This is a genomic window from Kitasatospora sp. NPDC043950, from assembly GCF_056435345.1.
The window spans coordinates 27537-52508 of record NZ_JBWKER010000041.1 but is presented as its reverse complement, the minus strand read 5'-3'; the positions used below and the strand labels follow the sequence as shown (position 1 = coordinate 52508).

Sequence of the window (24972 nt, the reverse complement as noted above, 5' to 3'; positions counted from 1 at the left end):
ATGACTCAGTGGTGCGCAACGGCAACCGGCGTACTCGCCGCCCTCGCCCTCGTGGCCACCGCCCGGTACCGCGCCGTGTCCGTCACCCAGCGCCGCCGCGCCGACCGGCTGCGGCGCGACCTCGCCCGGCTCCAGGAGCAGCTCGGCGCCGAACTCTCCCGCCGCGGCGCCGACCTGGCCGCCGTCCAGCAGGAGCAGGAACTCACCGCCTCCACCCAGCGGGCCTTCCTCAGCGTCGCCCGCCGCATCCTCGTCATGGCCCACGACCAGCAGGCCCTGCTCGACGAGATGGAACGCACCCACGACGACCCGGCGCTGCTGGAGGGCCTGCTCAAGGCCGACCACGCCGCCGCCCAACAGGCCAGGCTGGCCCAGACCCTGGCCGTGCTGTGCGGCGCGCGGGCCGGCCGCCACTGGCCCGAGCCGGTCTCGCTGGAGGACGTCGTGCGCGGCGCCCAGTCCCGCATCCTGCCGTTCCAGCGGGTGGTGGTCCGCAGCCGGATCGAGACCGCGGTGGTCGGCGCCGCCGCCGAGGCGCTGATCCACGCCGTCGCCGAGCTGCTGGACAACGCCACCCGCTACTCCCCGCCCAGCACCCAGGTGTTCGTCACCCTGATGCCGGTGCACAACGGAGCCGTCATCGAGATCGACGACGGTGGCGTCGGCATGCCGGAACAGGCCGTCGCCAAGGCCGCCGCCGCCCTCGCCGGCGGCACCAGCCTGGAGGTCTCCCGGCTCGGCGAGGTGCCGCAACTGGGCCTCGCCGCGGTCGGCCGGCTGGCCGAGCAGTACGGCTTCCGGGTCACCCTCAGCTCGGCGCCCTCGCCGTACGGCGGCGTCCGCGTCGTCGTGATGCTGCCGAACGCCCTGCTCACCGAACCGCTGCCGCCCACCGTCCCCGGCCTCGGACCGGACGACCTGGCGTTCAGCACCGACCTCCGGCCGACCGGACACCCCGCCGGACACCCCCTGGTGGAGATCCCGCCGGCCGGCCGACCCCCCGCGGCCGCCGACACCCCGCCGCCGCTGCCCCGCCGGAGCCACCGACGCGACCGCGCCGCCCGCCCCGCCCAGCACGCCTCTCCCGCGCCGCCGCCCGCCCCGCCGTACCGCTCGGCCCGGGACGCGCAGGCGTTCATGGCGATGTTCCAGGCCGGCACCGCCAGCGGCCGATCGGCCGCCCGGGCCCAGGCCCAGCCCGACCCTTCCCTGCCCGCTTCCCCCCGACTTCCCCAGCGCTCCGGAGAGTTCCATGACCACCACCCCTGATCTCGGCTGGATGCTCGCCGACATCGTCAACGTCCCGCAGGTCCAGCACGCCGTCGTCGTCTCCAACGACGGCCTGGAGATCGGCCGCAGCGCGAACATCGCGCGCGAGGACGCCGAACGGCTCGCCGCCGCCTGCTCCGGACTCCAGTCGCTGGCCCGCGGCGTCGCGACCGGGTTCGGCGGACCGGGCAGCGCCACCCGCCAGATCATCATCGAGTACGGCGGCGGCTACCTGTTCATCGTCGCCGCCGGGGCCGGCGCGCACCTGGCCGTGGTGACCAGCGACGCCGTGGACGCCGGCCTGGTCGCCTACCAGATGCAGGTCCTGGTCGAACGGATCGGCAGCCACCTCACCAGCCCGCCGCGGGTCGACCACGCGGCGGGGGGACACCGGTGAGCGGGCCGGTCCGGCCCTACGTCATCACCGGTGGCCGCAGCCGGTCCACCCGGGCCGAGCTGGCCATCGAGAGCCTGGTCAGCGCGTTACCCGAGCCGCCGGAGCTCCCCGACCGCGCCCTGCTCAACCGCGAGCACCGGCGCATCCTCGCGCTCTGCCACAGCCTGCTGTCGATCGCCGAGGTGGCGGCCCACCTGGGGCTGCCGCTCGGCGTCGTCAAGGTGCTGGTCGGCGACCTCTGGGACCTCGGCGCCGTCCAGGTCCTCCCGCCCGTCCCGCAGGCCGAACGCCTGCCCGCAACCCTTCTGGAAGAGGTGCTCGTTGGCCTCCGCCAACTCCGCTGAAGCCCCCGGGGCCACCGCCGACCTGCCCGCCGAGCCGCGGTACCTGCCGTCCTCGGTCCAGGGCGCGGTGAAGATCCTGGTCACCGGCCCGTTCGGGGTCGGCAAGACCACGCTGGTCGGCTCGCTCAGCGAGATCACTCCGCTGCGCACCGAGGAGACGATGACCGCCGCCAGCAGCGGCATCGACGACCTCACCGGGCGCGGCGACAAGACCACCACCACGGTCGCGCTCGACTTCGGCCGGATCACGCTCAACCCGCGGCTCGCGCTGTACCTGTTCGGCACGCCCGGGCAGCGGCGGTTCTGGCCGCTCTGGGACGACCTGTCACGCGGCGCGCTCGGCGCCATCGCCATGGTCGACCTGCGCCGCCCGGACGAGAGCTTCGACGTGCTCGGCCGCCTGGAGGAGCAGCGCATCCCGTTCGCCGTGGCGGTCAACACCTTCTCGGACACGCCGAGTTACCCCGAGGAGGAGCTGCGCTCCGCCCTCGACCTGCTGCCGGAGGTACCGATCCTGCACTGCGACGCCCGCGACCGGCGGCAGTCCTACGACCTGCTGATCGACTTCGTCGACCACCTGCACCGCAGCTCGATCCTGGAGCTCCAGGGATGACCGCGCCCGAACCCGGCACCGCCTCCCCCGGCTGCCCGGTCCCGCACGGCGGCAGCCTGCCCACCGGCATCCCGCTGACCCCGCTGTACGGCCACGCCGTCGCCGAGGACCCGCACGGCCTGTACGCCCGGCTGCGCCAGCGCTACGGCCCGGTGGCGCCGATCGAGCTGGAGCCCGGGGTCGAGGCCTGGCTCGTCCTCGGCTACGCCGAACTGCTCGAACTCACCCGCAACGAGGCACTGTTCTCCAAGGACTCGCGCCGCTGGCGGGTGCCCGCCGAGGGCCGGCTGTCCCCCGACTCCCGGCTGCTGCCGATGACCTCCTGGCGGCCCACCCTGCTCAACCTGGACGGCGCCGAGCACCAACGGCTGCGCTCCGCCGTCTCGGACACCCTCTCCCAGATCGACCACCGCCAGCTGCGCGAGACCACCGAGGCCTGCGCCAACGACCTCATCGACAGCTGGGGCCCGGACGGCACCGCCGACCTGATCGCCCAGTACGCCCGCCCGCTGCCGCTGCTGGTCTTCACCCAGCTGGTCGGCCTGCCCCGCGAGGCCGGGCCCCACCTGGTCGAGCTGATCAGCCACTTCGTGGACAGCGGCCCCAAGTCGGTGCGCGCCAACGCCGAGTTCCAGGCGATCCTGGTCGACCTGGTCCGGCGGCGCCGCACCGCCCCCAGCGCCGACCTCACCTCCTGGCTGCTCGCCCACCCGGCCGCGCTCACCGACGAGGAGGCCGTGCACCACCTGGTGGTGATGCTGGTCGCGGGCAACGAGACCAGCATCAACTGGACCGGCAACACGCTGCGGCTGCTGCTCACCGACCGCCGGTTCCGGGCCACCCTCACCGGCGGGCGGCTCACCGTCTCCGACGCGCTGGAGGAGGTGCTCTGGCGCGACCCGCCGACGCAGAACTTCCCCGGCCGCTGGGCCACCGGCGACACCGTCCTCGGCGGCCAGTACATCAGCGCCGGCGACATGCTCGTCCTCGGCCTGGCCGCGGCCAACGCCGACCCGGCCGCCCAGGGCGTCGCCTCCGCCGCCCAGGGCTCGCTCGGCGGCAACCGGGCCCACCTCGCCTGGGGCGCCGGACGGCACGTCTGCCCGGCCCAGCACCCGGCCCGGATCATCGTCGAGACCGCCGTCGAGACCCTGCTGCACCGCCTGCCCGATCTCCAACTCGCCGTGCCGTCCGGCGACCTGGGATGGCGCCCGTCCCCGTGGTCACGGGCCCTGCTCGGCCTGCCGGTGCTGTACAGCGCCTTCACCCCGCCCCGCCCGCCAGCCCCCGAGAGGCCCGCATGGACACCGCCGTCGACCCCCGACCCGAGCCCGTCAGACTCGACCCCTTCGGACGCGACCAGCACCAGGAGAACGCCCGCCTCCGGGCGGCCGGCCCCGCGGTCCTGGTGGAGCTCCCTGGCGGGGTGGTGGTCTGGGCGATAACCCACCACGACACCCTCCAGGCGCTGCTCGCCGACCACCGGGTGGGCAAGAACGCCCAGCTGTGGACGACCTTCCGGGAGGGCCGGCTGCCCCAGGGCTGGCCACTGCTCAACTTCGTCACCGTGCCCGGCATGGTCACCGCCGACGGCGACGACCACCGACGGCTGCGCGGCCTGGTCAGCCAGGCCTTCACCCCGCGCCGAATAGCCGACCTGGCGCCCGCGATCGAGGCCCGCACCGTCTCGCTGCTCGACCGGGTCGCCGAGCTGGACGGCGCGTTCGACCTGCGCGAGCACTTCGCCTACCCGCTGCCGATGCAGGTGATCGGCGAACTGCTCGGACTGGCGCTGGACGAGCAGGACAGGCTGCACGAGCTCTCCGACACCCTGGTCTCCAGCTCGGCCACCCCGGCGGCGGCCGCCGCCGCGCAGCAGGCCCTGTACGCGCTGCTGGGCTCCGTGGTGGCGGCCAAGCGGGCCGCGCCCGGCGACGACCTCACCACCGACCTGATCGCCGCCCGCGAGGCCGGGGACCGGCTCAGCGAGGCCGAGCTGGTCGGCACCCTGCTGCTGATGCTGGTCGCCGGGCACGAGACCACGCTCAACCTGATCACCAACGCCGTCCGGGCCCTGCTCGCCCACCCCGACCAGCTGCGGCTGGTGCTCTCCGGCGAGCAGCCGTGGTCGGCGGTCATCGAGGAGACGCTGCGCTACGACTCGCCGGTCGGCCAGTTCCCGCTGCGCTACGCGACCGAGGACATCGAGGTCGGTGACGTGGTGATCCGGCGCGGCGAGGCGCTGCTCGCCTCCTACGCGGCGGCCGGCCGCGACGCCGGGCACCACCCGGACGCCGACCGCTTCGACGTCACCCGCCGGCCCAACCGGCACCTGTCGCTCGGTCACGGCCCGCACTTCTGCCTCGGTTCCGGGCTGGCCCGGCTGGAGGCCGAGACCGCGCTGCGGCACCTGTTCGAGCGGTTCCCCGGGCTGGCCCTCGCCGAGGGCGACGCGCCGGAGCCGATCGGCTCCTTCATCAGCAACAGCGTGCGAACCCTGCGGGTGACGGTCTGAGCCGTCCGGTTACCTGAAGGCGGCCCGGGTCGTTCGGCAGTGCATGAAGAAACTCGCCACCCTGGCCGCCCTCACCATGGCGGGCCTCGCGCTCGCCGCCCCGGCGGCGTCCGCCACCACCCAGACCGCGAGCTCCCCGGACGCCACCGGGGGCCTCACCGACGGTCTCAACCTCTCCCCGGCCGACCTCGCCATCCACGCCGCCGGCAAGCTGCCGGTGGTCGGCCACGCCGCCCAGGAGGTGGAGGCCGTCGGCACCAACCAGATGACCCACCCGGGGCTCAGCGGTCAGATCGGCTGACCCGGATCGGCCGACCACGCCCACCGGGCACCGCCCCGGTTGCCGCCACCCCCGTCGACGGCAGCCGGGGCTTCGCCGTGCGCGGGCCCGCCAGGCCCGCCCGGCGCCGCCGGTCGGGCCAGCGCCGCCGGTCCGCTCAGCGCCGGACGGACCGCGAGAAGCCCGCTCAGAAGAGGCCGTTCAGCTCCTGGTAGGTCAGCCCGCCCTCCAGGGCGGTGTAGGTGCCGCTCGCGTACACCTCCGCGGCGGCCCGGCGCACCGCCGCGTACGCCACCTCGGCCAGCCCGGGGCCGAGGCTGACCCGGGCCACGCCCAGCTTCGCCAGCTCCGGGACGGACGGCGCGCCCGGCCCCGCCAGCACGTTCAGCGGCACCGGGACGGCCGCGGCCAGCGCGGCGATCGTCTCCCGGTCCGCGACACCGGGCACGAACACGCCGTCCGCGCCCGCCTCGACGTAGGCCCGCAGCCGGCGCACCGCGTCGTCCAGCCGGCCCTCCGGCGCGCCGATCCCGTGCAGGAACACGTCGGTGCGCGCGTTGACGAAGGCGGGCACGCCCGCCGCGTCCGCCGCCGCCCGGGCCGCCGCGATCCGCTCGGCGGCCTCGGCCGCCGGCCGGCCCTCGTCCTCCAGGTTGACGCCGACCGCGCCGGTGGCCAGCAGCGCGGCGACGGACTCGCCGACGCCGGCGGCGGTCCGCGCGAAGCCGCTCTCCAGGTCGGCGGTGACCGGCAGGTCCACCGCGCGGACCACCTGCGCCGTCCGTACGAGGACCTGTTCGAGGTCGGCGCCGCCGCCGTCCCGGCTGCCGAGCGACCAGGAGACGCTCGCACTGGCCGTCGCCACCGCCCGCGCTCCGGCGGCGGCGACCAGACGGGCGCTCGCCGCGTCCCACACGTTGGCGAGCACCAGCGGCTCGCCCGGCCGGTGCAGCTCCCGGAGCAGCCGGGCCTTCTCCTGCTGGACGTCCACCATGTCCGCCATATCCGTCATGTCCGCCATGTTCCCGGGCCTCACTTGGCGGCCGGGCTGAGCCGGGAGGCCACCCCGATCCGGTTCCAGGCGTTGATGGTGACGATCAGCGCGATCAACTGGGCCAGCTCGGTCTCGTCGAACTGGGCGGCGGCCTCGGCGTAGACCGCGTCCGGGACGTGTCCCTGGGTCAGCAGGGTGATCGACTCGGTGAGGGCCAGCGCGGCCCGCTCCCGGGCGGTGAACCAGGGGGTCTCGCGCCAGGCCGGGAGGGAGAGCAGCCGGTGGTCCTGCTCGCCGCCCTTCAGGGCGTCGGTGCTGTGCATGTCGATGCAGAAGGCGCAGCCGTTGATCATCGAGGCGTGCACCTTGACCAGCTCGGCGAGCGTGTGGTCGATGCCCTTCCGGGCAGCGCGGTCCACCGCGATCATGGCCTGGTAGAAGTCGGGGGCCAGGCTGTGCAGCGCGAGGCGCTGGGCGGGGGCCGGGACGGGCGCTTCGGTCGGCTGGTGCTCGTTCGTCGTCATGACCGCCAGCCTAGGGACCTGGTGGACCCGTTTCCTGGTGCATTCGAACCACAGAATCCTGGGCCACTTCGCGTGCGCCCGGCCGTGGGGCGAGTGTGGCACGGCGGCGGCCGAAAGGGGAGGGCCCGGGGGAACCTCCGGGCGCGGACGCGCACTCCCGGCGCGCGAACGGGAGTGCGAGGATCGACCGCGGGGGCGCCACCACGCGTGCCCCCGCCGGGCGAGGTCAGGGGGCCGCGATCGTGTGTACGGCGTTCGTCAGCATCGAACCGGGGGCGGCCGTGCCGGTGCTGCTCCTCTCCGTCCGGGACGAGTACCTCGGGCGCGACTGGCTGCCGCCGGACCACCACTGGCCGGACCGGCCGGCCCTGGTCGGCGGACTCGACCTCGCCGCCGGCGGCACCTGGCTGGCCGTCGACCCCGGGCGGCGGACCGCCGCCTGCCTACTGAACGGCTTCGGGCCGCTCGCCCCCACCGACACCCGGCTCTCCCGTGGCGAACTGCCGCTCACCGCCGTCCGGGACGGCGGGATCGGCCACCTCGACCTCACCCCGTACGACCCGTTCCACCTCGTCCTGGTCCGGCCCGACGGCGCCCGGGTCGCCAGCTGGGGCGGCGGCCGACTGGAGGAGCGCGAACTGCCGGTCGGCCTCAGCGTGGTGCTCAACGACGGGCTGGAGGGCGCGGCCGCCAACCGGACCGCCTCCGAGCGGATCCGCGCGCTGATGGCCGCCCGCGCCGACCGCTTCCGGGCCCGCCTCGCCGCCGCGCCCCGGCCGGAGCCGACCGGCGACGGGTCCGCCGAACGGGCCTGGGGCGACTGGCTGCCGATCGTCGCGGGCGACGGCCTGCCGCTGGACGACGACGCGGCGCTGATCCAGCGGCGGGACTTCGGCGACGGGCGGATCTGGGGGTCCTCCTCGATCTCACTGCTCGCGCTCGGGCCGGACGGGCCGCGCTACGACTTCGCCCCCGCGCCGGTGCCCGCCGGCGGCGGGGCGTGGCGGCGGGTGCCGCTCGGCGGAGGCGGGTCGGCGGCGCGGTCCGGCGACTGACCGGCGTGACCGGCGGCTGACCGGCGGCTGACCGGCGGCGGTGGCGCCCAGACGTCCGCTCGATGAACTTCTGGCGGCGGGGCTGCCGGGCGTCTACATGCCCGTAGTAGCTTCGCGGGGCTCCCCCGGATCCAGACCCCCGAGCGAAGGTGCGCGATGTCCACCCTGACCTACCCGGAAGCGATAGGCGTCGGCCTGCTGCAGGGTGTGACGGAACTCTTCCCGGTCTCCAGCCTGGGCCACAGCATCCTGCTCCCCGCCCTGATCGGCGGGAAGATCCAGCGGGACCTCGACATGACCGCCGAGGGCTCCTCCTACCTCGCCGTCCTGGTCGGCCTGCACCTGGCCACCGCGTTCGCGCTGGTGGTGTTCTTCCGCAAGGACTGGGTCCGGGTGATCGGCGGCTTCTTCAGCTCGATCCGCCGCCGCCGGGTCGAGAGCCGGGACGAGAAGCTCGCCTGGCTGCTGATCATCTCCACCATCCCGGTCGGGGTGGCGGGCCTCGCCCTGGAGAAGGCGCTGCGCAACGCGCTCGGCAAGCCCGTCCCGGCCGCCGTCTTCCTGGCCCTCAACGGGCTGGTGCTGCTCGGTGCCGAACGGCTCAAGCGCGGCGGCACCGGCCGTCGGCGGGCCGGGCACGCCGCCCCGCCCGCCGAGGAACCGGGCCTCGACCCGGCGATCGCCTCCGACCACCGCCTCGCCCGGCTCGGCTTCGTCCAGGGCGCCTGGATCGGCGCCGCCCAGATCCTCGCGCTCTTCCCCGGTATCAGCCGCTCCGGTGTCACCATGAGCGCCGGCATCCTGCGCGGCCTGCACCACGAGGACGCCGCCCGCTTCTCCTTCCTGCTCGCGACCCCGGTCATCCTGGCCGCCTCCGTGCTGAAGGTGCCGGAGCTGTTCAAGCCGGAGAACTCCGCCGTCCTCGGCCCGGTCGTCGCCGGCAGCATCGCCGCCTTCGTCGCCGGCTACGTCTCGGTGCGCTTCCTCACCAAGTACTTCGAGACCCGCAGCCTGACGCCGTTCGCGCTCTACTGCTTCCTCGCCGGCATCGGCAGCGCGGTCTACCTGTCGGTCTGATCCGCCACCGACTCGGGGTCGAGGATGCCGGGCCGCGCGATAATCGGGCCCGTGAGCAGCTCCTGGACCTCCTTCGGCGGCGACTTGCACCTGGACCTCACCGAGCGGCGCGCCGCCGGGGCCGGGCTGCGGGCCGCTCTGGAGGACGCGCTGCGCGAGGCCGTCCAGGACGGGCGGCTCGTGCCCGGCACCCGGCTGCCGTCCTCGCGGGCCCTCGGCGAGGACCTCGGGATCGCCCGGAACACCGTGGTCGAGGCGTACGGGCAGCTCACCGCGGAGGGCTGGCTCACCTCCCGGCAGGGCTCCGGCACCACCGTCGCCCGGCGGGCCGCGCCCGGCCGGAGCCGGCGGGTGGCCCGGCCCGCGGCGGGGCGGCGGGCCGTCCGGCACGACCTGATGGCCGGGCGGCCCGACCTCTCGCTCTTCCCCCGCACCGCCTGGCTCGCCGCCGCCCGCCGGGCCCTCGCCACCGCGCCGCACGAGGCCTTCGGCTACGGCAGCCCGTTCGGCCGGATCGAGCTGCGACGGGCGCTCACCGACTACCTGGCGCGGGTCCGCGGCGTCCGCACCGACCCCGACCACCTGCTGATCTGCACCGGTGTCTCCCAGGGCCTGGGCCTGCTCTGCGCCGCCCTGCGGGAGCGCGGGGACCGCGCCCTCGCGGTCGAGGAGTACGGGCTGCCGCCGCAGCACGCCGTCGCCCGGGCGGCGGGGCTGGCCACCGTCCCGGTGCCGCTGGACGGGGCGGGCGCCCGGGTCGAGCGGCTGGACGGCCGGTGCGGGGCCGTCCTGCTCACCCCCGCGCACCAGTTCCCCACCGGTGCGCCGCTGGCCGCCGACCGGCGGGCCGCCGCGGTGCGCTGGGCGCGCGAGCGGGACGGGTACGTCGTCGAGGACGACTACGACGGCGAGTTCCGCTACGACCGGCAGCCGGTCGGCGCGATGCAGGCGCTCGACCCGGAGCGGGTGGTGTACGCCGGGACGGCCGCCAAGAGCCTCGCGCCGGGCCTGCGGCTGGCCTGGCTGGCCCTGCCCGACGCGCTGGTCGAGCCGGTGGCCCGGTTGAAGACGCTGGCCGACACGATGTCCCCGGTGCTCGACCAGCTGACCCTCGCCGAGCTGATCACCTCCGGGACGTACGACCGGCACGTCCGCCGCTGCCGGCTGCACTACCGGCGCCGGCGGGACCGGCTGGTCGCCGCGCTCGCCGAGCACGCCCCGCGCGTGCGGGTCACCGGGATCGCCGCCGGGCTGCACGCCGTTCTCCAACTGCCGCCCGGTTCCGCGTCCGAGGCTGAGCTGCTGGCCCGGGCCGAGGCCGCCGGCCTGGCCCTCGAAGGGCTGTCCTGGCACCTCGCCGACCGGTCGGCCGCCGCCCCGGACGCCGCTCCCGCTCTGGTGATCGGCTACGCGTCCCCGCCCGAGCACGCCTTCCCGGCCGCGCTGGACGCCCTCTGCGAACTGCTGCGCGAGCGGTGAGGGCCGCGACCACCCCGGTGAACTACTTGTTGCGGTTGCCCAGTTCGAACAGCAGCATGATGAAGCCGGCGAAGGCGTGGATGCCGGCGGTGTAGATCACCAGGCGGATCCCGACCCGGCGGTTGGCCGAGATGCCGGCGTCGACGGTCAGCGGGGCGGGGGTCGGAGCGGCCGGGGCGGTGGCCGCGGCGGCCTTCTCGGGGCTGGTGGGATCGGCCATGAGGGATCTCCTCCAAGGGTTCTGACGTTGGGTCAGTGGGTTGCCGCGGGGCCGCCGAGGCAGAGTTCGCCGCCGGGGCTCTGCAGCAGGGTGTGGACGAAGAGCAGTTCGACGCCGTCCGGTGCGTCGGCGGCGATGCAGTGCGGGGTGAGCGAGTCGAAGTGGGCGGAGTCGCCGACGTCGAGGCGGTGGACGCGGTCGCCGAGGGTCAGCTTGAGCCGGCCCTGCAGGACGTACAGCCACTCCTCGCCGGGGTGGACCCGGACCACCGTGTCCTGCACGCCCGGGGGCACGTGGACGCGCAGCGCCTGCATCGCCCGGCCGGGGGCGCCGGCCCGGCGGTAGCCCCAGCCCCCGGCGCGGCCGGGTTCGATGGCGCCGCCGCGCACGACCGGGTCGGGTTCGGCCATGGTCTCGCCGAGCAGGCCGGAGACGGAGGTGCCGTAGGCGCGGGCGAGGCCGAGCAGGACGGGGAGGGAGGGCTGGCGGCGGCCGGTCTCCAGCCGGGACAGATAGGCTGGGGAGAGCCCGACCCGGGCGGAGGCCACTTCGAGGGTCAGGCGGCTGCTGAGCCGGTGTTCCCGGAGGCGGGCGGCGAGGCCGGCCACTTCCTGGTCGTCGAGCCGGTCTCCCGGGGCGGCGTCCCCGGTCGGGCTGGTGGTCATGTGACCAGTGGACACCCGCCGTGCCGCTCGGGCAAGATTTTTGCCTCAGAGGCAAGAGGCCCGGATCGGATCCCCGTTCTCGGCTAGGGCCGCGGGATGTTGCGCAGGTTGCTGCGGGCCAGGTCGATCATGCGTCCGACCCCGCCGGAGAGCACCGTCCGCCCGGCCGCCAGCGCGAAGCCCTTCAGCTGGGCGGCCGTGATGTACGGCGGGATGGACAGCGCGTTGGGGTCGGTGACCACGTCCACCAGGGCGGGGCCGGGCCGTTCCAGCGCCTCCGCCAGCACCTCCCGGACCCTCGCCGGCTCGGTGACCCGCTTGGCCGGGATGCCCGTCGCCCGCGCGATCCCCGCGTAGTCGACGTCCCCGTTGTCGATCTCGTACTCCGGGTAGCCCGAGACCAGCATCTCCAGCTTGATCATGCCGAGCGCCCCGTTGTTGAAGACGACGGTCTTCACCGGCAGCCGGTGCTTGGCCACCGTCAGCAGTTCGCCGAGCAGCATGCCGATCCCGCCGTCGCCGGCCATCGCGATCACCTGGCGCCCGGGGCAGGCCAGTTGGGCGCCGATGGCGTGCGGCAGGGCGTTGGCCATCGAGCCGTGCAGGAAGGAGCCGATCACCCGGCGGCGGCCGTTCGGCTGGAGGTAGCGGGCGGCCCAGACGTTGTTCATGCCGGTGTCCACAGTGAACACCGCGTCGTCGGCGGCCACCTCGTCGAGCACCGAGGCGACGTACTCGGGGTGGATCGGCAGGTGCTTCTCGATGTCCCGGGTGTAGGCGCCGACCACGTCCTCCAGCGAGCGGCAGTGCTTGCGCAGCATCTCGTCGAGGAAGGCGCGGTCGCGCTTGGCGTCCAACAGCGGCAGGACGGCCCGCAGGGTGGCGGCGACATCGCCGTGGACGGCCAGTTCGAGCGCGGTGCGGCGGCCCAGCCGGGTGGCGTCGTGGTCGACCTGGACGGTGTGCGCCTGCGGCAGGAAGGAGTCGTACGGGAAGTCGGTGCCGAGCAGCAGCACCAGGTCGGCGGAGTGCAGCGCCTCGTGGCAGGCGCCGTAGCCGAGCAGGCCGCTCATGCCGACGTCGTACGGATTGTCGTACTGGATCCACTCCTTGCCGCGCAGGGAGTGCCCGACCGGCGCGTTCAGGGCCCGGGCCGCCTCCATCACCTCGCCGTGCGCCCCGCGCACCCCCGCGCCGCAGAACAGGGCGACCTTGCGGGCCGCGTTGAGCAGCCGGGCCAGCTCCTGCACCTGGGACCACGGCGGCGCGGCGACGGCCTGCTCGGTGAGGAAGTGGCTGGTCCCGGTGGGTCCGGCGGCGGGGAGCGCGGCGACGTCCCCGGGGAAGGCCAGCACCGAGACGCCGTGCGAGCCGAGCGCGTGCTGGATGGCGATCCGCATCAGCCGGGGCAGCTGCGCGGGGGTGGAGAGCATCTCGCACCAGGTGCTGCAGTCGGTGAACACCCGCTCGGGGTGGGTCTCCTGGAAGAAGCCGGTGCCGATCTGCCCGGACGGGATGTGCGAGGCGAGCGCCAGCACCGGCAGGCCGCTGCGCTGGGCGTCGTACAGGCCCTGGACGAGGTGGGTGTTGCCGGGCCCGCAGGAGCCTGCGCAGACCGCGAGCCGACCGCTGAGCTCGGCCTCGGCGGCCGCCGCGAAGGCGCCCGCCTCCTCGTTGCGCACGTGCACCCAGCTGATGCCGTCGGTCCGCCGGATCGCGTCCACGACCGGGTTGAGGCTGTCTCCGACCACGCCGTAGACCCGCTCGACCCCGGCCTGCCGGAGCACCTCCACCATCTGTTCGGCCACGCTCGCCACGGGTGCTCTCCAATCACCGGCCGCCGACTGCCGCAGGACACCTGCACCCTCCGACGGCCGGGCCCGCCCCGCACCCGGAGCGGGCCCGAACAGGTGAACGACCGGTCGGCGCGGCTACTCCGCCGCCAAGTGGTCCTGCTGCCCGAGCTTGCCGCTGACCAGGCCCGCCTGCGCCTGCCGCCGGGCGGGCTCGCGGCCGGGCGGCTGGCCGCACCGCTCCTGGGCCGGCGGCGCGGTGGTCGGCAGGGTGACCGGCTCCCCGGCCTTCACCTGCACCGGCTCGCCGTCGTGCCACAGGTGCAGCACCTCGCCGCGGCGCAGCGCGTACGTCGTCCCCTCGTGGGTGATCTGGACGCCCAGCAACTGCCCGCGGACCATCAGCGAGAACCCGAGCCTCATCAGCCCGCCCGGCAGCCGGGGCCGGAAGGACAGCGACTCGCTGTGGTCGCGCAGCCCCCCGAAGCCCGCCACCAAGGCGATGCAGGCACCCGCGAGCGAGGCCATGTGCAGGCCGTCGCGGGTGTTGCCGCCGAGGTCGTGCAGGTCCATCAGCGCCGCCTCGGCCGTGTAGTCGTACGCGAGGTCGAGCTGGCCGACCTCGGCGGCGATCACCGCCTGGGTGCACGCGGAGAGCGAGGAGTCGCGGACGGTGAGCCGCTCGTAGTAGGCGAAGTTGCGGACCTTCTGCTCGTCGGTGAACGCGTCGCCGCGGACCTGCATGGCGAGCACCAGGTCGGCCTGCTTGACCACCTGCTTGCGGTACAGGTCGAAGTACGGGTAGTGCAGCAGCAGCGGGTACTTCTCGGGCGGGGTGTGCTCGAAGTCCCAGACCTGGTGGTGGGTGAAGCCGTCGGCCTGCGGGTGCACGCCGAGGTCCTCGTCGTACGGGATGTACATCGCGGCCGCGGCGTCCCGCCAGGCGGCGGTCTCCTCGGTGTCGACGCCGAGTTCGGCGGCCTCGTGCGGGTGGCGGGCGGCGGCCTCGGCGGCGGCGCGCAGGTTCGTCTGCGCCATCAGGTTGGTGAACACGTTGTTGTCGGCGACGGCGCTGTACTCGTCCGGGCCGGTGACGCCTTCGATGCGGAACTTCCCCGAGACGTCGTGGTGGCCGAGCGAGCGCCACATCCGGGCGGTCTCCACCAGCAGTTCGAGCCCGTACGCGCGCTCGAACTCGGCGTCCCCGGTGGCCCGGACGTAGCGGGCGACGGCGGCGGCGATGTCGGCGCCGATGTGGAAGGCGGCGGTACCGGCCGGCCAGTACCCGGAGCACTCCTCGCCGCGGATGGTCCGCCAGGGGAACACCGCTCCGGCCAGGCCGAGTTGGGCGGCCCGTTCGCGGGCCAGCGGCAGCGTGGTGTGCCGCCAGCGCAGGGCCTGGTTGACGGCCCCGGGCAGGCAGTAGGTGAGCACCGGGAGGACGAAGGTCTCGGTGTCCCAGAAGCTGTGCCCGTCGTAGCCGGGGCCAGTCAACCCCTTGGCGGGGATGGCCCGTTCCTCGCTGCGGGCGCCGGCCTGGAGGACGTGGAAGACGGCGAACCGGACGGCCTGCTGGAGTTCGACGTCGCCTTCGATCTCGACGTCACTGGTCTCCCAGAACTCCTTGAGGTAGGCGGCCTGTTCGGCGGCCAGACCGTCCCAGCCGGTGTACCGGGCGGCGGTCAGCGCGGCCTCCACCTGGTCCCGGACGGCGGGCTGCGAGCGCGTCCCCGACCAGCCGTAGGCCATCAACTTGACCAGCCGCAGCCGCTGTCCGGGCCGGAGCACGGTGGTGACGCTGATCCGGCAGTGGTCGGCCTCGGCCTCGGCGACGGTTTCGAGCTCCTCCGGGCCCTCGATCACGTGGTCCATCCCGGCGGCGACCCGGATCGCGCTGTAGCGGGTGCGGTGCACCAGGACGGCCTTGGTGTCGCTCGCGTGGTGCACCTCGGGCTGCAGCGGCGCCTCCAGGACGGCGGAGGCCCGAGGATCGCCCTCGGGGCCGCCGGGCAGCTGCTCGTTGGCGACCAGCTCGGACTGGAGCACGATCCGCACCGGTCCGTCCACCGCCTCGACGCTGTAGTCGACCGCGGCGATCGCGCGCTGGGTGAGCGAGACCAGCCGGGAGGAGCGCACCCGGATGGTCCGGCCGGCCGGGGAGGTCCACTCGGCCTCGCGGTGCAGTATCCCCTCCCGGAAGTCCAACCAGCGCTTGTGGCGGACGAGTTCGCCGTAGCGCAGGTCGAAGGGCTCGTCGTCGACCAGCAGCCGGATGATCTTGCCGTTGGTCACGTTGATGACGCTCTGGCTGGACTCCGGGTAGCCGTAGCCGCCCTCGCCGTACGGCAGCGGGCGGAGCTCGAAGACACCGTTCAGGTAGGTGCCGGGGAGGCCGTGCGGCTCGCCCTCGTCCAGGTTGGCGCGCAGGCCGATGTGGCCGTTGGAGAGCGCGAACAGCGACTCGGCGCGGGCCATCGCGGTCAGGTCCAGGCCCTGCTCGGCGATCAGCCAGGGGTCGACGGAGAAGTTGTCCAAGCCACTCATGCGACTGCCTCACTCCGCTCACTCATGCCCGCTCCTCCAGCAGTTCGGCGAGGTCGTCGACGACCACGGTCGCGCCGTCCCGGCGCAGTTCGGCGGCCTGCCCGGTGCGGTTGACCCCGACCACGGCCCCGAAGCCGCCCGCACGGCCGGAGGCCACCCCGGCGAGCGCGTCCTCGAAGACGGCGGCGTGCGCGGGCTCGACGCCCAGCGTGCGGGCGGCGTACAGGTAGGTGTCGGGGGCGGGTTTGCCGGGCAGGCCCTCGCGCTGGGCGACGACGCCGTCCACGATCACGTCGAACAGCCCCTCGATGCCCGCCGCCCGCAGCACGTCCCGGCAGTTGGCGCTGGAGGACACCACGGCGCTGGGCAGCCCGAGCGCGCGCAACCGGTGCACGTACGCGACCGAGCCGTCGTACGGCTGGACGCCCTGCTCGCGGATCAACCGCAGGACGGTGTCGTTCTTGGCCCGGCTGATCCCGTGCACGGTACGGGTGTTGGGCGGATCGGCGTCGGTGCCCTCGGGCAGGTCGACGCCCCGGCTGCGCAGGAACGCCCGGGTGCCGTCCAGTCTCGGACGGCCGTCCACGTAGGTGTCGTAGTCGGTGACGGCGCCGAAGGGGACGAACTGCCCGCCGGTGCGGGCGGCTTCGGCGCGCAGGAAGGAGTCGAAGGTGTCCTTCCAGGCCGCGGCGTGCACCTTGGCGGTCTGGGTGAGGACCCCGTCGAGGTCGAAGAGGAAAGCGCGGATGTCGTCCGGTAGCCCCAGCATGGGTGCAGTCTTACCCGGGAACGCGGGGAAGCCGCCCATTTCCCGGCGGCGCGTCGCGGGAAGGGCGGCTTCCGGTTGCCCGGGTGCTCGTGGGTGGCCAGGTGGGCTCGTGGGTGCCCGGCGCTGTCACGGCGAGGGGTGCCCGGCGCTGTTACGGCGAGTCGGGCATCTGCGCCTCGGCGGCCTCCGCCACCGCGAACACCGCGCCCTGCGGGTCCTGGACGACCGCCATCCGGCCGGACTGCATGTCGAACGGCGGCTGGATCACCGAGCCGCCCGCCTTGACCAGGGCGTCCACGGTGGAGTCGGTGTCGTCCACCGAGAAGTAGGCCATCCAGTGCGAGGGCGTGCCCGCCCCCAGGTACCCGGGGATCGGCTGCATGCCGCCCACCGTACGGTCGCCGGCGTTGAGCGAGAAGTACCCCTCCATGCCCTGGATGGTCGCCGGGCGCAGCCCGAGCGCCGGGAGGTAGAAGCGGCCGGCCGCTTCGGTGTCGGCGGTGTTGAGCTCGTTCCAGACCAGTGCGCCGGGCTCGTTGACCACGCCCGCGCCGATGAAGTCCATCGCCTGCCAGACGCCGAACACCGCGCCGGTCGGGTCGGCGGCGACCAGCATCCGGCCGATCACGCCGACGTCCATCGCCGGGTAGAGGATCGTGCCGCCGTGCTCGGCGATGGCAGCCCCGCTCACGTCGGCGTCGTCCGAGGCCAGGTAGGTGGTCCAGGCGACGGGCGGCAGCGGCTGGCCCTCGGGCGCGGACCGCGCCATGATCCCGGCGACCGGTCGGTCGTTGAGCATGCACACGGCGTAGCCGCCGAACTCGGCCGGGCCGACCTCGCCCTGCCAGCCGAACAGGTCGCGGTAGAAGTCGAGCGCGGCCTGCTGGTCGCTCGCCATCAGGTCGATCCAGCACGGGGTGCCGGGCTTGTACGGAGCGGTGACTACGGGCATTGCTGGGCCTCCCGAAGGCAGTGGTCGTCGGGGCGGGCGGGTCCCGGCCGCCCGGTGCCGGGCTGCCGGTGCCGGCCGTCGGCGCGAACGGCGGGTACACCGCCCACCATCGGCCCGGCGCCGCGATCCCGCCACCGGACGGCGCCCTGGCGGGCGATCGGACGGGCCCGGGGCCCGTTCAGCCGCCGGCGGGCCGTTCACGCGGCGTCGTGGCGCTCATGCCGTCGCGGGGGCCGTTCACGCGGCGTCGTGCCGCTGGGCCGTGACGAAGTACGGCTGCACCTTGCCGCTCTGCACGTAGTCCTTGAGCCGGACCAGCAGTTCGGCCCAGGTGCCGGCGACCAGCGGGACGCCGTCCTCGCTGCCCGGCTGCCAGCCGCCGTGCCGGAACAGCAACCGGGTGCGGCCGGGCTCGTCGGGCTGGTCGGCGAGGTCCCAGCTGATCCAGGTGCCGGCCCAGTGCGGCGGGAAGGCCCCGGCGTTGGCCCACACCACCCGGTCCAGGTCGGCCCGCTCGCGGCGCAGCCGGAACGGCTCGGGGACGCCGGGGAAGTCGAACAGCAGGACGTCGCCCTCCCGGTCCACGCCGGTGGTCCACCAGCTGGTCAGCCCGCCGTGCGTGTTGAGCGCGGCGAGGACGACGGCCCGGGGTGCGGCGATGTCGAACTGGAGGGCGATCTCGGGCATGGGGTCCGCCTTTCGGTGCGCGCCCCCCTCGTCCGTGGGCCGGGTCCGGTGTGCCCGGGTCCGGTGCGTCGGGCCCCCGTCCCTCAGGTCGCCCGTGCCGGGCGCCCCCCGGTTTCTCCGGCCACCATGGCACGACCCCCGGGCCCGCGCGCCCTGGACGGCGCCGGCCCGGGGGTCGCCCCCACGGCTCGGGTGCGGTCAGCCGCCGCTGCCGTAGGAGGTGTTCGCGCAGATGTCGTCGTCCGCCGAGCGGGCGTCGTTGGTGACGGTGGTGGGCAGCGGCGCCGGGGGCGCCGGGGTGCCGTTCGCGGCCGCGCCGCCCGTCCCGGTGGCCGGGCCGGTGGGCCCGCCGCCGTTGGCCGCGGAGAAGTCCTTGCCGACGATCAGGGTCACGCCCGCCGAGTTGCCGGCCTCGACGCTGGCGCCCGGGAACAGCGCGGCGACCTTGTCGGCGTTCGCCTTCTGCCCGGAGCCGTACTCGATCATGGTGGTCTTGTACTTGGTGCTCGCCGCCTGGCCCGCCGTGGTGGCGGCGAACTTGGCGGCCTTCAGCTGCGCGGTCGCCTTGCCGGCCAGGCCGTTCTCGGTCGTCCCGTTGTAGACCGCCACCTTGATCGACGAGTTGCCGGCGTCCGCGACCGGCGCGGCGGGCGCGCTGGGCGCGGCCGACTGCGGCGCGGCCGGTGCGCTCGGGCTGGCGGCGGCGTCCGGCTGCTGGCCGGTGGCGTTCTGCCCGTCGATGGTCTGGTCGGCCTTGAGGGTCTCCCAGAGCTTGTTGGCGTCCGGCTGGACCAGGTCGAGGTCCTTGTCCTGGGTGCGGTAACGCCAGGGCGCCGTCACGAACTTGAGGTCGTGCATGTCGATGTTCTTGAGCGACAGCCCGAAGGAGAGCAGCTTGTCCGCGGAGGCCAGCCCCGGGTCGACCACCAGCGACTTGGTCGCGGCGTCGGCCAGCGGCAGCAGGTTGGTGGGGCTCAGCCCGTCCTTCTTGACCTTGCTCGCGAGCGAGCTGAGGAAGGCCTGCTGGCGCTTCATCCGGCCGATGTCGGAGCCGTCGCCGATGCCGTGCCGCAGCCGCACGTAGTCCAGCGCCTGCTGGCCCTGCACGGTCTGCTTGCCCTGCGGCAGGACGAGGTCGCCCTTCCTGTGCAGGTTGGGGTTGACGTCGCCCTCGTAGATGGCCTTCGGCAGGCAGACGTCGACGCCGTTCACGGCCTTGGTCATCGCGGAGAAGCCGTTGAAGTCGACCACGATGGTGTGGTCGACCCGGATCCCGGTGAGCTTCTCCACCGTGTTCTGGGCGCAGGCCGGGTTGCCGCCGTCGCTGCCGCCGACCGAGAAGGCCGCGTTGAACAGGTCGCTGGACGACCCCTTGGTCCACTTGCCGTTGGGCAGTTTGCAGGGCGGGATCGGGACCTTCGCGTTGCGCGGGATCGAGATGCCCACGGCGTGCTTGTGGTCGGCGTAGACGTGCAGCAGGATCGTGGTGTCCGAGCGGGCGCCGCCGTCCGCGCTACCGCCGCCGAGGTCGGAGTTGTTGCTGCCGCGGCTGTCCGAGCCGATCAGCAGCACGTTGACCGGCTTGTTGCCGTCCGCGTCGGCCTGCGCCTCCGGCGGGCGGTCGGTTGCTATCGCGTCGCCGTCGAAGGACTTGATGTTGGCGTTCAGCTTGAAGTAGATCGCCCCGCCGGCGCCCGCGATCAGCACCAGCACGCCGGCCGCCGACCAGGCGACGATCTTCTTCACGTTCTTCTTGGGCTTGCGGCTGTTGCGCGCCGCCGCCCGGCCGCCGCCGGCCGCCGCCTCCGGCCTGCCGCCGTCCTTGCCCGCGCCCCGACCGCCGTCCTTGCCCGCGTCCTTGCCGCCGTCCTTGCCACCGCGGCCACCGCCCTTGCCCTGGGCGGCGCGCCGGGCCTCCGCCCGGCCCCCGGTACGCGGCGGAGGCACGGACCCATCGCTCCCCGTCGTGAGCGCGCCGGGTGCGTTCTCGCCCCGAGCCGGGCCCTCGCCCCACTGACCTGACATGCGCGTACCTTTCACCGACGGAAGCGACGCCCCGGACGATCTGGCGCACCGCACACAGGGAGACGGTCGGGACCGTTCCCAGGTTGCACATACGAACATCGTTACAAACCGATGAACGTGGCTTCCGATCATATTTAGGCCCGACGCGATCACCGACCTCCGGTCCACCACCAACCCCGGCCACCACGGCGCAAGCTCGCCACAGAACGCCCGAAACCAGCCGATTACGACGTGACCTACGCCACCTCTCCCCGCCCCTGCGGCACCATCAGGCACCACGCGCCGCACGTCCGCAGCCACCCAGGACGGTCCGGGGGTTTTCCTCACCCCACCCCAGGGGGATGCCCCCGTTTCTCAAGGCCCGTTCGCTAGACCAGACTCAGCACCATGACCACCGACACCGCGGGGACGCCGACCGCGAAAACCCGGCCGCAGCCGCCCGCCGGACCACCGGACACCGCCCCGCCCGGAACCGGCGGGAGCGACTTCGCCCAACTGAGCCGCCGGATCACCGCCGAGGGCCTGCTCGACCGACGCCCGGTCTACTACACCGTCCGCGCGGGCCTCGTCCTCGCCGCGTTCCTCGGCGGCTGGTGGGCCATGTTCGCCCTCGGCGACACCTGGCTCCAGCTCGGACTGGCCGCCGCCATGTCCATCGTCTTCGCCCAACTGGGATTAATGGCACATGACCTGGCGCACCGTCAGGTGTTCACCGGGCGCCGCGCCGGCGAGATCGGCGGCCGCATCGTCGCCAACCTCCTGATGGGCATGAGCTACGGCTGGTGGATGAACAAGCACACCCGCCACCACGCCAACCCCAACCACGAGGAGCGGGACCCGGACGTCTCCCCCGACCTCGTCGTCTGGTCCCAGGACCAGGCCAGGAGGGCCAGCGGAATCGCCCGCTTCATCGGCCGCCGCCAGGCGTTCCTCTTCTTCCCGCTGCTCCTGCTCGAAGGCCTCAACCTCAGCTACAACAGCTTCCGCGCGCTGCGCAGCCCGATCATGAAGCGCCCCTACCTGGAGGGCTTCCTGCTGGTCGCCCACTTCGCCGCCTACCTCGGGCTGGTCTTCGCCGCCCTCCCGGTCGGCAAGGCCTTCGCCTTCCTCGCCGTCCACCAGGCCCTGCTCGGCGTCTACTTGGGCTGCGTCTTCGCCCCCAACCACAAGGGCATGCTGATGGTGACGCCCGGCATGCGGCTCGACTTCCTCCGCCGCCAGGTCCTCACCTCCCGCAACGTCCGCGGCGGCTACTTCATCGACGCCCTGATGGGCGGCCTCAACTACCAGGTCGAGCACCACCTCTTCCCCAGCATGCCCACCCCGGCCCTGCGCCGCGCCGCCGTCCTCACCCGCGACTTCTGCGCCGAGAAGGAGATCACCTACTACGAGACCGGCCTCTTCCGCTCGTACCGCGAGATCCTCACCCACCTCCACCAGACCGGCGCCCCGATCCGCGCCGCGGCCTGATCCGCCCCACGACCCACACCGCACCGCGGCACCCCGGCTACTCGACCAGCCGGGGTGCCGCAGTGCGTTCACCGGCGGCGGACATGCAAAAGGCCAGGTCAGAGGGTGTCTGACCTGGCCTCAGTTCGGTGGGCCACCAGGGGCTCGAACCCTGAACCTACGGATTAAAAGTCCGCAGCTCTGCCAATTGAGCTAGTGGCCCGCGGCCCTCGTCCCGGTTGGGGAGGGCCACCGTGATCCTACCCGGTGGGGCGCAGGGCTCCGCCAGTGGATTGCGCGGGCGCGCCGGGGGCGGGGGGCGGAGCGTAGTGGGCGGCACGGACGCGGCGGAGCCAGGATTCGGCGGGGCGCGGGTCGGGGGCGGCGGGGAGGACGCCGGGGCGGGCGAGGCGGTCGGCGGCGTCGGCGAGCAGGGATTCGGCGACGGCGGGGCGGTCGGCGATGCGTTCGCCGAGGTCGCGGACGTGTCCGGGGTCGGCGAGGCGGACCAGGTTGTGGCCGGTCTCGTGCAGCCGGACGGCCTGTTCGACCAGCCGGACCAGGTGCCGGGCGTGCTTGGCGGCCCGGCGGCGGGTGGCCGGGTCGGTCGTGTCGCGGGTCAGCAGTTTGCGGAACTGCTGCTCTGCGTAACCGAGATAGGCCTTCCGGACGCCCGATTCACTGAGGAAGCTCGAGCGGATCTCGACCAGTTCGGCACCGAGCGGAGTGCGGATCTCGTACAGGTCGTCCGGCAGCCAGACGAGCTCGGAGGCGGTCGGATTGCAGGACAGCGCCAGGCGGCACCACTTGGCGGCCTCGTGCAGGGTGACGTCGGGCCCGGTGGTGACGTGCGACTCGGCCGGGCGGTGCAGGCCGTGCAGTTCCTCGGTGGGGGCGGCGTACAGGCCGAGCCGGTCGACGTCGGAGCCGGCGTGGGCGAAGCCGTACGCGGTGGAGCCGACCACCCCGGCGAGCAGGACGGTGCCGGGGACGACGGGTGCGGGTGCGGGTACGGGTGCGGGTTCGTCGGACATCGCCGGTCTCCTCTCTCGACTCTCTCGACGCCTCTCGACCTGGCAGCCGGCAGGGCTGCGGTGGCGGCGCCGCTACCGCATCCTCGCCGGTCCGGGCCGCGCCGGGCGAACGATTTCCGCTCCGGGGCCCGCCCCGGCCGGTCCGCCGGGTAGCGTACCGAGCATGTCGACCACCACCTCCGACGACGGCGTCCTGATCGTCACCGGCGCCGGCCGCGGCATCGGCGCCGCCACCGCCCTGCTCGCCGCCCGGCGCGGCTACCGGGTCTGCGTCAACTACCGCACGGACGAGGCCTCGGCCACCGCCGTGGTGGACGCCGTCCGGGCCGAGGGCGGCACCGCGCTCGCCGTCCGGGCCGACGTCACCCGCACCGCCGAGGTGGAGCGGCTGTTCACCACCGTGGACGCCGAACTCGGGCTGCTCACCGGCCTGGTGAACAACGCCGGCACGCTGGAGAAGCAGTGCCGGCTGGAGGACATCGACGAGGACCGGCTGAACCGGATCTGGGCCGCCAACATCACCGGCCCGTTCCTGTGCGCGGCCCAGGCCGTGCGCCGGATGTCCACCCGGCACGGCGGCCGCGGCGGTGCCATCGTCAACGTGTCCTCGGCCGCCTCGCGGCTCGGCTCGCCCAACGAGTACGTCGACTACGCGGCCGCCAAGGGCGCCGTCGACTCGATGACCCGCGGCCTCGCCCTGGAGGTCGCCGCCGAGGGGATCCGGGTCAACGCCGTCCGCCCCGGCCTGATCCACACCGACATCCACGCCCTCGGCGGCGAGCCCGGCCGGGTCGACCGGGTCGCCCCCGGGCTGCCGATGCGGCGCGGCGGACGGGCGGAGGAGGTCGCCGAGGCGATCCTCTTCCTGCTCTCCCCCGCCGCCTCGTACACCACCAACGCCTTCCTGGACGTCTCCGGCGGGCGCTGAAAGGTTCCCTCCGGTTTCCTTCCGCCGGCCCGCCCCCGCCCGTACCGTGGGGCCATGACCGATGCCTTCATCGACATCCCCGGTGTGCGCAACTTCCGTGACGCGGGCGGGATCGGCGCCCTGCGGCGGGGCGTGCTCTACCGCTCCGGCTCCTTCCACACCCTCACCGAAGAGGGCGCCCGGCGCCTCAAGGCCCTCGGCCTGCGCACCGTCCTCGACCTGCGCAGTCCGGTCGAGCTGGAGGTCTGGCCCGACCTGCGGCACGGCCTCGACCACGAGGCCCTCAACCTCCCGACCCTGCCCGCCAACCGTGAGGACATCGACCAGCCCTGGCCCGAGGACCAGGCGGCGCTCTACCCCTTCATGGCCCGGACCGCCGGCCCGTCCCTCGCCGCCGTCGTCCGCCGCCTCGCCGCCCCCGGCGCGCTGCCCGCCCTCGTGCACTGCGCCGTCGGCAAGGACCGCACCGGCCTGACCATCGCCGTCCTGCAGTCCCTGCTCGGCGCCTCGGAGGCCGACGTTACCGCCGACTTCCTGCTCTCCAACGTCGGCCTCGGCCTCGACCGGGGCCCCACCCCCTACGTCGACGAGACCGGCACCGAACGCGTCTCCCGCCCCGTCACCGCCGAACTCCTCGCCTCCGCCCTGGGCTGGATCCACACCCAGCACTCCTCCGTCCCCGCCTACCTCCGCGCCCACGGCGTCACCGACGAGGAACTGACCGCCCTGCGCGCCAACCTGTCGGCCTGACCGGCCCGGGGACGCACCTACTCCTGGCGTTCGAAGCGCCACCACTGGGCGGGCGAGTCGGTGTCCTCCCACTGGTGGACGGTGGGGTCGGGGGGTGCGGCGGCGGTGAGGGGCTTGCCGCTGATGAAGCTGGTGATGGTGTAGGTGCCGGGGGCGTCCACGTGGGCTTCGAGGAGCCATTCCTGGGCGCCGAAGGCGTTGGCGGACCACTGCTGGATGGGGACGCCGTCGTCGGTGGAGGCGCCGGTGACGTCGAGGCGCTTGCCGCTGGCGGCGTTCTCCAGGTGGCAGAGGGCGCCGCCCGGGTGGACGGCGGTGAGCTGCCAGAGCTGGGCGTCGGAACCGTCGTCCGCGCCCTGGCGGACGCGGGCGCCGCTGCGCCGGCTGCCGTCGGCGACTTCGAGCAGCAGGCCGCTGTCGACGTTGCGGATCCGGTAGCGGCCGTCGGTGATCGCGGTGTCAGTCACGCTCGCAGTCTGCCACCGGGGGCCGACAGGCCTCGGAGTCGAGGACGGCGGAGCGGACGGCGGAGCGGACGGCAGGGAAGACGGCAGGGAAGACGGCGGCCTGCTGGAGGCTGGAGGCCCGGACCGGCGCGCGGGGCGGGCG

25 protein-coding genes and 1 tRNA gene are annotated in these 24972 nt (G+C 74.1%); 13 read left to right on the top strand and 13 right to left on the bottom strand.

Annotated elements, in window-relative coordinates:
- From AC07BF_RS25940 to AC07BF_RS25910, 7 genes are read left to right on the top strand one after another with little or no spacing between them, the layout of a single operon-like run.
- Window positions 1-1269 (top strand): sensor histidine kinase, encoded by a 1269-nt coding sequence (locus AC07BF_RS25940; RefSeq protein ID WP_478317433.1) that lies wholly within the window; start codon window positions 1-3, stop codon window positions 1267-1269.
- Window positions 1253-1666 carry a roadblock/LC7 domain-containing protein gene (locus AC07BF_RS25935; RefSeq protein WP_063348307.1) on the top strand — a complete coding sequence of 138 codons (414 nt, stop codon included), beginning with the start codon at window positions 1253-1255 and terminating at the stop codon, window positions 1664-1666. The genes AC07BF_RS25940 and AC07BF_RS25935 overlap by 17 nt, the downstream gene beginning before the upstream one ends.
- A complete protein-coding gene (locus AC07BF_RS25930) occupies window positions 1663-2010 on the top strand; it encodes a DUF742 domain-containing protein (protein WP_478333970.1) in 348 nt (115 codons plus the stop codon). Before AC07BF_RS25935 ends, AC07BF_RS25930 begins: the two co-directional genes overlap by 4 nt.
- Window positions 1988-2623 (top strand): GTP-binding protein, encoded by a 636-nt coding sequence (locus AC07BF_RS25925; RefSeq protein ID WP_400327462.1) that lies wholly within the window; start codon window positions 1988-1990, stop codon window positions 2621-2623. The genes AC07BF_RS25930 and AC07BF_RS25925 overlap by 23 nt, the downstream gene beginning before the upstream one ends.
- Window positions 2620-4068 carry a cytochrome P450 gene (locus tag AC07BF_RS25920; RefSeq protein WP_363581353.1) on the top strand — a complete coding sequence of 483 codons (1449 nt, stop codon included), beginning with the start codon at window positions 2620-2622 and terminating at the stop codon, window positions 4066-4068. The genes AC07BF_RS25925 and AC07BF_RS25920 overlap by 4 nt, the downstream gene beginning before the upstream one ends.
- The gene (locus tag AC07BF_RS25915) at window positions 4032-5138 is read left to right on the top strand and encodes a cytochrome P450 family protein (protein ID WP_363581355.1); all 1107 of its coding nucleotides are present in this window, start codon (window positions 4032-4034) and stop codon (window positions 5136-5138) included. The genes AC07BF_RS25920 and AC07BF_RS25915 overlap by 37 nt, the downstream gene beginning before the upstream one ends.
- A 43-nt stretch (window positions 5139-5181) precedes the next feature.
- Entirely contained in the window at window positions 5182-5439 is a 258-nt protein-coding gene (locus tag AC07BF_RS25910) for a hypothetical protein (protein WP_350880538.1), read from the top strand.
- 166 nt (window positions 5440-5605) lie between these two features.
- Here AC07BF_RS25910 and AC07BF_RS25905 read toward each other — a convergent pair whose 3' ends face one another.
- Complete coding sequence (locus tag AC07BF_RS25905) at window positions 5606-6430, bottom strand: isocitrate lyase/PEP mutase family protein (RefSeq protein WP_400804515.1); 825 nt, start codon at window positions 6428-6430, stop codon at window positions 5606-5608.
- 20 nt (window positions 6431-6450) lie between these two features.
- Window positions 6451-6936 (bottom strand): carboxymuconolactone decarboxylase family protein, encoded by a 486-nt coding sequence (locus tag AC07BF_RS25900; protein ID WP_400985416.1) that lies wholly within the window; start codon window positions 6934-6936, stop codon window positions 6451-6453.
- A gap of 242 nt (window positions 6937-7178) precedes the next feature.
- Here AC07BF_RS25900 and AC07BF_RS25895 point away from each other — a divergent pair, with 242 nt between their 5' ends.
- From AC07BF_RS25895 to pdxR, 3 genes are all read left to right on the top strand, one after another.
- Window positions 7179-7991 (top strand): NRDE family protein, encoded by an 813-nt coding sequence (locus AC07BF_RS25895; protein WP_363581361.1) that lies wholly within the window; start codon window positions 7179-7181, stop codon window positions 7989-7991.
- Window positions 7992-8147: 156 nt separating this feature from the next.
- Window positions 8148-9068, top strand: coding sequence for an undecaprenyl-diphosphate phosphatase (locus AC07BF_RS25890; protein WP_478317400.1), 921 nt, complete (start codon window positions 8148-8150; stop codon window positions 9066-9068).
- 51 nt (window positions 9069-9119) lie between these two features.
- A complete protein-coding gene (pdxR, locus tag AC07BF_RS25885) occupies window positions 9120-10547 on the top strand; it encodes a MocR-like pyridoxine biosynthesis transcription factor PdxR (RefSeq protein WP_363581365.1) in 1428 nt (475 codons plus the stop codon).
- 22 nt (window positions 10548-10569) lie between these two features.
- Here the strand turns inward: pdxR and AC07BF_RS25880 are convergent, their stop codons facing one another.
- The 8 genes from AC07BF_RS25880 to AC07BF_RS25845 form a co-directional block, all read right to left on the bottom strand.
- A complete protein-coding gene (locus AC07BF_RS25880; protein ID WP_363581367.1) occupies window positions 10570-10767 on the bottom strand; it encodes a DUF6126 family protein in 198 nt (65 codons plus the stop codon).
- 32 nt (window positions 10768-10799) lie between these two features.
- Complete coding sequence (locus tag AC07BF_RS25875; RefSeq protein ID WP_363581369.1) at window positions 10800-11432, bottom strand: helix-turn-helix domain-containing protein; 633 nt, start codon at window positions 11430-11432, stop codon at window positions 10800-10802.
- Between the two features lie 83 nt (window positions 11433-11515).
- Window positions 11516-13249 carry a pyruvate dehydrogenase gene (locus tag AC07BF_RS25870; RefSeq protein ID WP_363581371.1) on the bottom strand — a complete coding sequence of 578 codons (1734 nt, stop codon included), beginning with the start codon at window positions 13247-13249 and terminating at the stop codon, window positions 11516-11518.
- A 114-nt stretch (window positions 13250-13363) separates the two neighbouring features.
- The gene (locus AC07BF_RS25865) at window positions 13364-15769 is read right to left on the bottom strand and encodes a glycoside hydrolase family 65 protein (RefSeq protein WP_363628074.1); all 2406 of its coding nucleotides are present in this window, start codon (window positions 15767-15769) and stop codon (window positions 13364-13366) included.
- Window positions 15770-15791: 22 nt separating this feature from the next.
- Window positions 15792-16538, bottom strand: a complete 747-nt coding sequence (locus tag AC07BF_RS25860; protein WP_363628073.1) for an HAD family hydrolase — start codon at window positions 16536-16538, stop codon at window positions 15792-15794.
- A 151-nt stretch (window positions 16539-16689) separates the two neighbouring features.
- Window positions 16690-17490 (bottom strand): VOC family protein, encoded by an 801-nt coding sequence (locus tag AC07BF_RS25855; RefSeq protein ID WP_363581377.1) that lies wholly within the window; start codon window positions 17488-17490, stop codon window positions 16690-16692.
- 237 nt (window positions 17491-17727) lie between these two features.
- Window positions 17728-18177 (bottom strand): SRPBCC family protein, encoded by a 450-nt coding sequence (locus tag AC07BF_RS25850; RefSeq protein WP_363581379.1) that lies wholly within the window; start codon window positions 18175-18177, stop codon window positions 17728-17730.
- 198 nt (window positions 18178-18375) lie between these two features.
- Window positions 18376-20124, bottom strand: coding sequence for an LCP family protein (locus AC07BF_RS25845; RefSeq protein WP_363628072.1), 1749 nt, complete (start codon window positions 20122-20124; stop codon window positions 18376-18378).
- Between the two features lie 465 nt (window positions 20125-20589).
- Here AC07BF_RS25845 and AC07BF_RS25840 point away from each other — a divergent pair, with 465 nt between their 5' ends.
- Window positions 20590-21672, top strand: coding sequence for a fatty acid desaturase family protein (locus tag AC07BF_RS25840; RefSeq protein WP_363581383.1), 1083 nt, complete (start codon window positions 20590-20592; stop codon window positions 21670-21672).
- A 129-nt stretch (window positions 21673-21801) separates the two neighbouring features.
- On the opposite strand, the gene AC07BF_RS25835 is transcribed toward AC07BF_RS25840, so the two are convergent.
- Both AC07BF_RS25835 and AC07BF_RS25830 read right to left on the bottom strand, forming a co-directional pair.
- Window positions 21802-21874, bottom strand: a tRNA-Lys gene (locus tag AC07BF_RS25835).
- Between the two features lie 37 nt (window positions 21875-21911).
- Window positions 21912-22685 (bottom strand): nucleotidyltransferase domain-containing protein, encoded by a 774-nt coding sequence (locus AC07BF_RS25830; RefSeq protein ID WP_363628071.1) that lies wholly within the window; start codon window positions 22683-22685, stop codon window positions 21912-21914.
- A gap of 163 nt (window positions 22686-22848) precedes the next feature.
- Between AC07BF_RS25830 and AC07BF_RS25825 the strand changes: the two genes are divergently transcribed.
- Window positions 22849-23613 carry an SDR family oxidoreductase gene (locus AC07BF_RS25825; RefSeq protein WP_363581387.1) on the top strand — a complete coding sequence of 255 codons (765 nt, stop codon included), beginning with the start codon at window positions 22849-22851 and terminating at the stop codon, window positions 23611-23613.
- Between the two features lie 54 nt (window positions 23614-23667).
- On the top strand, window positions 23668-24363 hold the full coding sequence (locus AC07BF_RS25820) for a tyrosine-protein phosphatase (protein WP_363581389.1): 696 nt from the start codon (window positions 23668-23670) through the stop codon (window positions 24361-24363).
- Window positions 24364-24380: 17 nt separating this feature from the next.
- Here the strand turns inward: AC07BF_RS25820 and AC07BF_RS25815 are convergent, their stop codons facing one another.
- Window positions 24381-24905, bottom strand: a complete 525-nt coding sequence (locus tag AC07BF_RS25815; RefSeq protein ID WP_363628086.1) for an RICIN domain-containing protein — start codon at window positions 24903-24905, stop codon at window positions 24381-24383.
- Window positions 24906-24972: the final 67 nt, after the last annotated feature.

Excerpts from the sequence above, each read along its gene's own strand:
- AC07BF_RS25905 (WP_400804515.1), bottom strand. The coding sequence starts at position 6,430 with ATGACGGATATGGCGGACATGGTGGACGTCCAGCAGGAGAAGGCCCGG.
- AC07BF_RS25940 (WP_478317433.1), top strand. The coding sequence starts at position 1 with ATGACTCAGTGGTGCGCAACGGCAACCGGCGTACTCGCCGCCCTCGCC.
- AC07BF_RS25855 (WP_363581377.1), bottom strand. The coding sequence starts at position 17,490 with ATGCCCGTAGTCACCGCTCCGTACAAGCCCGGCACCCCGTGCTGGATC.
- AC07BF_RS25865 (WP_363628074.1), bottom strand. The coding sequence starts at position 15,769 with ATGAGTGGCTTGGACAACTTCTCCGTCGACCCCTGGCTGATCGCCGAG.
- AC07BF_RS25900 (WP_400985416.1), bottom strand. The coding sequence starts at position 6,936 with ATGACGACGAACGAGCACCAGCCGACCGAAGCGCCCGTCCCGGCCCCC.
- AC07BF_RS25920 (WP_363581353.1), top strand. The coding sequence starts at position 2,620 with ATGACCGCGCCCGAACCCGGCACCGCCTCCCCCGGCTGCCCGGTCCCG.
- AC07BF_RS25850 (WP_363581379.1), bottom strand. The coding sequence starts at position 18,177 with ATGCCCGAGATCGCCCTCCAGTTCGACATCGCCGCACCCCGGGCCGTC.
- AC07BF_RS25890 (WP_478317400.1), top strand. The coding sequence starts at position 8,148 with ATGTCCACCCTGACCTACCCGGAAGCGATAGGCGTCGGCCTGCTGCAG.
- AC07BF_RS25935 (WP_063348307.1), top strand. The coding sequence starts at position 1,253 with ATGACCACCACCCCTGATCTCGGCTGGATGCTCGCCGACATCGTCAAC.
- AC07BF_RS25910 (WP_350880538.1), top strand. The coding sequence starts at position 5,182 with ATGAAGAAACTCGCCACCCTGGCCGCCCTCACCATGGCGGGCCTCGCG.
- AC07BF_RS25875 (WP_363581369.1), bottom strand. The coding sequence starts at position 11,432 with ATGACCACCAGCCCGACCGGGGACGCCGCCCCGGGAGACCGGCTCGAC.
- AC07BF_RS25880 (WP_363581367.1), bottom strand. The coding sequence starts at position 10,767 with ATGGCCGATCCCACCAGCCCCGAGAAGGCCGCCGCGGCCACCGCCCCG.
- AC07BF_RS25830 (WP_363628071.1), bottom strand. The coding sequence starts at position 22,685 with ATGTCCGACGAACCCGCACCCGTACCCGCACCCGCACCCGTCGTCCCC.
- AC07BF_RS25840 (WP_363581383.1), top strand. The coding sequence starts at position 20,590 with ATGACCACCGACACCGCGGGGACGCCGACCGCGAAAACCCGGCCGCAG.
- AC07BF_RS25860 (WP_363628073.1), bottom strand. The coding sequence starts at position 16,538 with ATGCTGGGGCTACCGGACGACATCCGCGCTTTCCTCTTCGACCTCGAC.
- AC07BF_RS25820 (WP_363581389.1), top strand. The coding sequence starts at position 23,668 with ATGACCGATGCCTTCATCGACATCCCCGGTGTGCGCAACTTCCGTGAC.
- AC07BF_RS25825 (WP_363581387.1), top strand. The coding sequence starts at position 22,849 with ATGTCGACCACCACCTCCGACGACGGCGTCCTGATCGTCACCGGCGCC.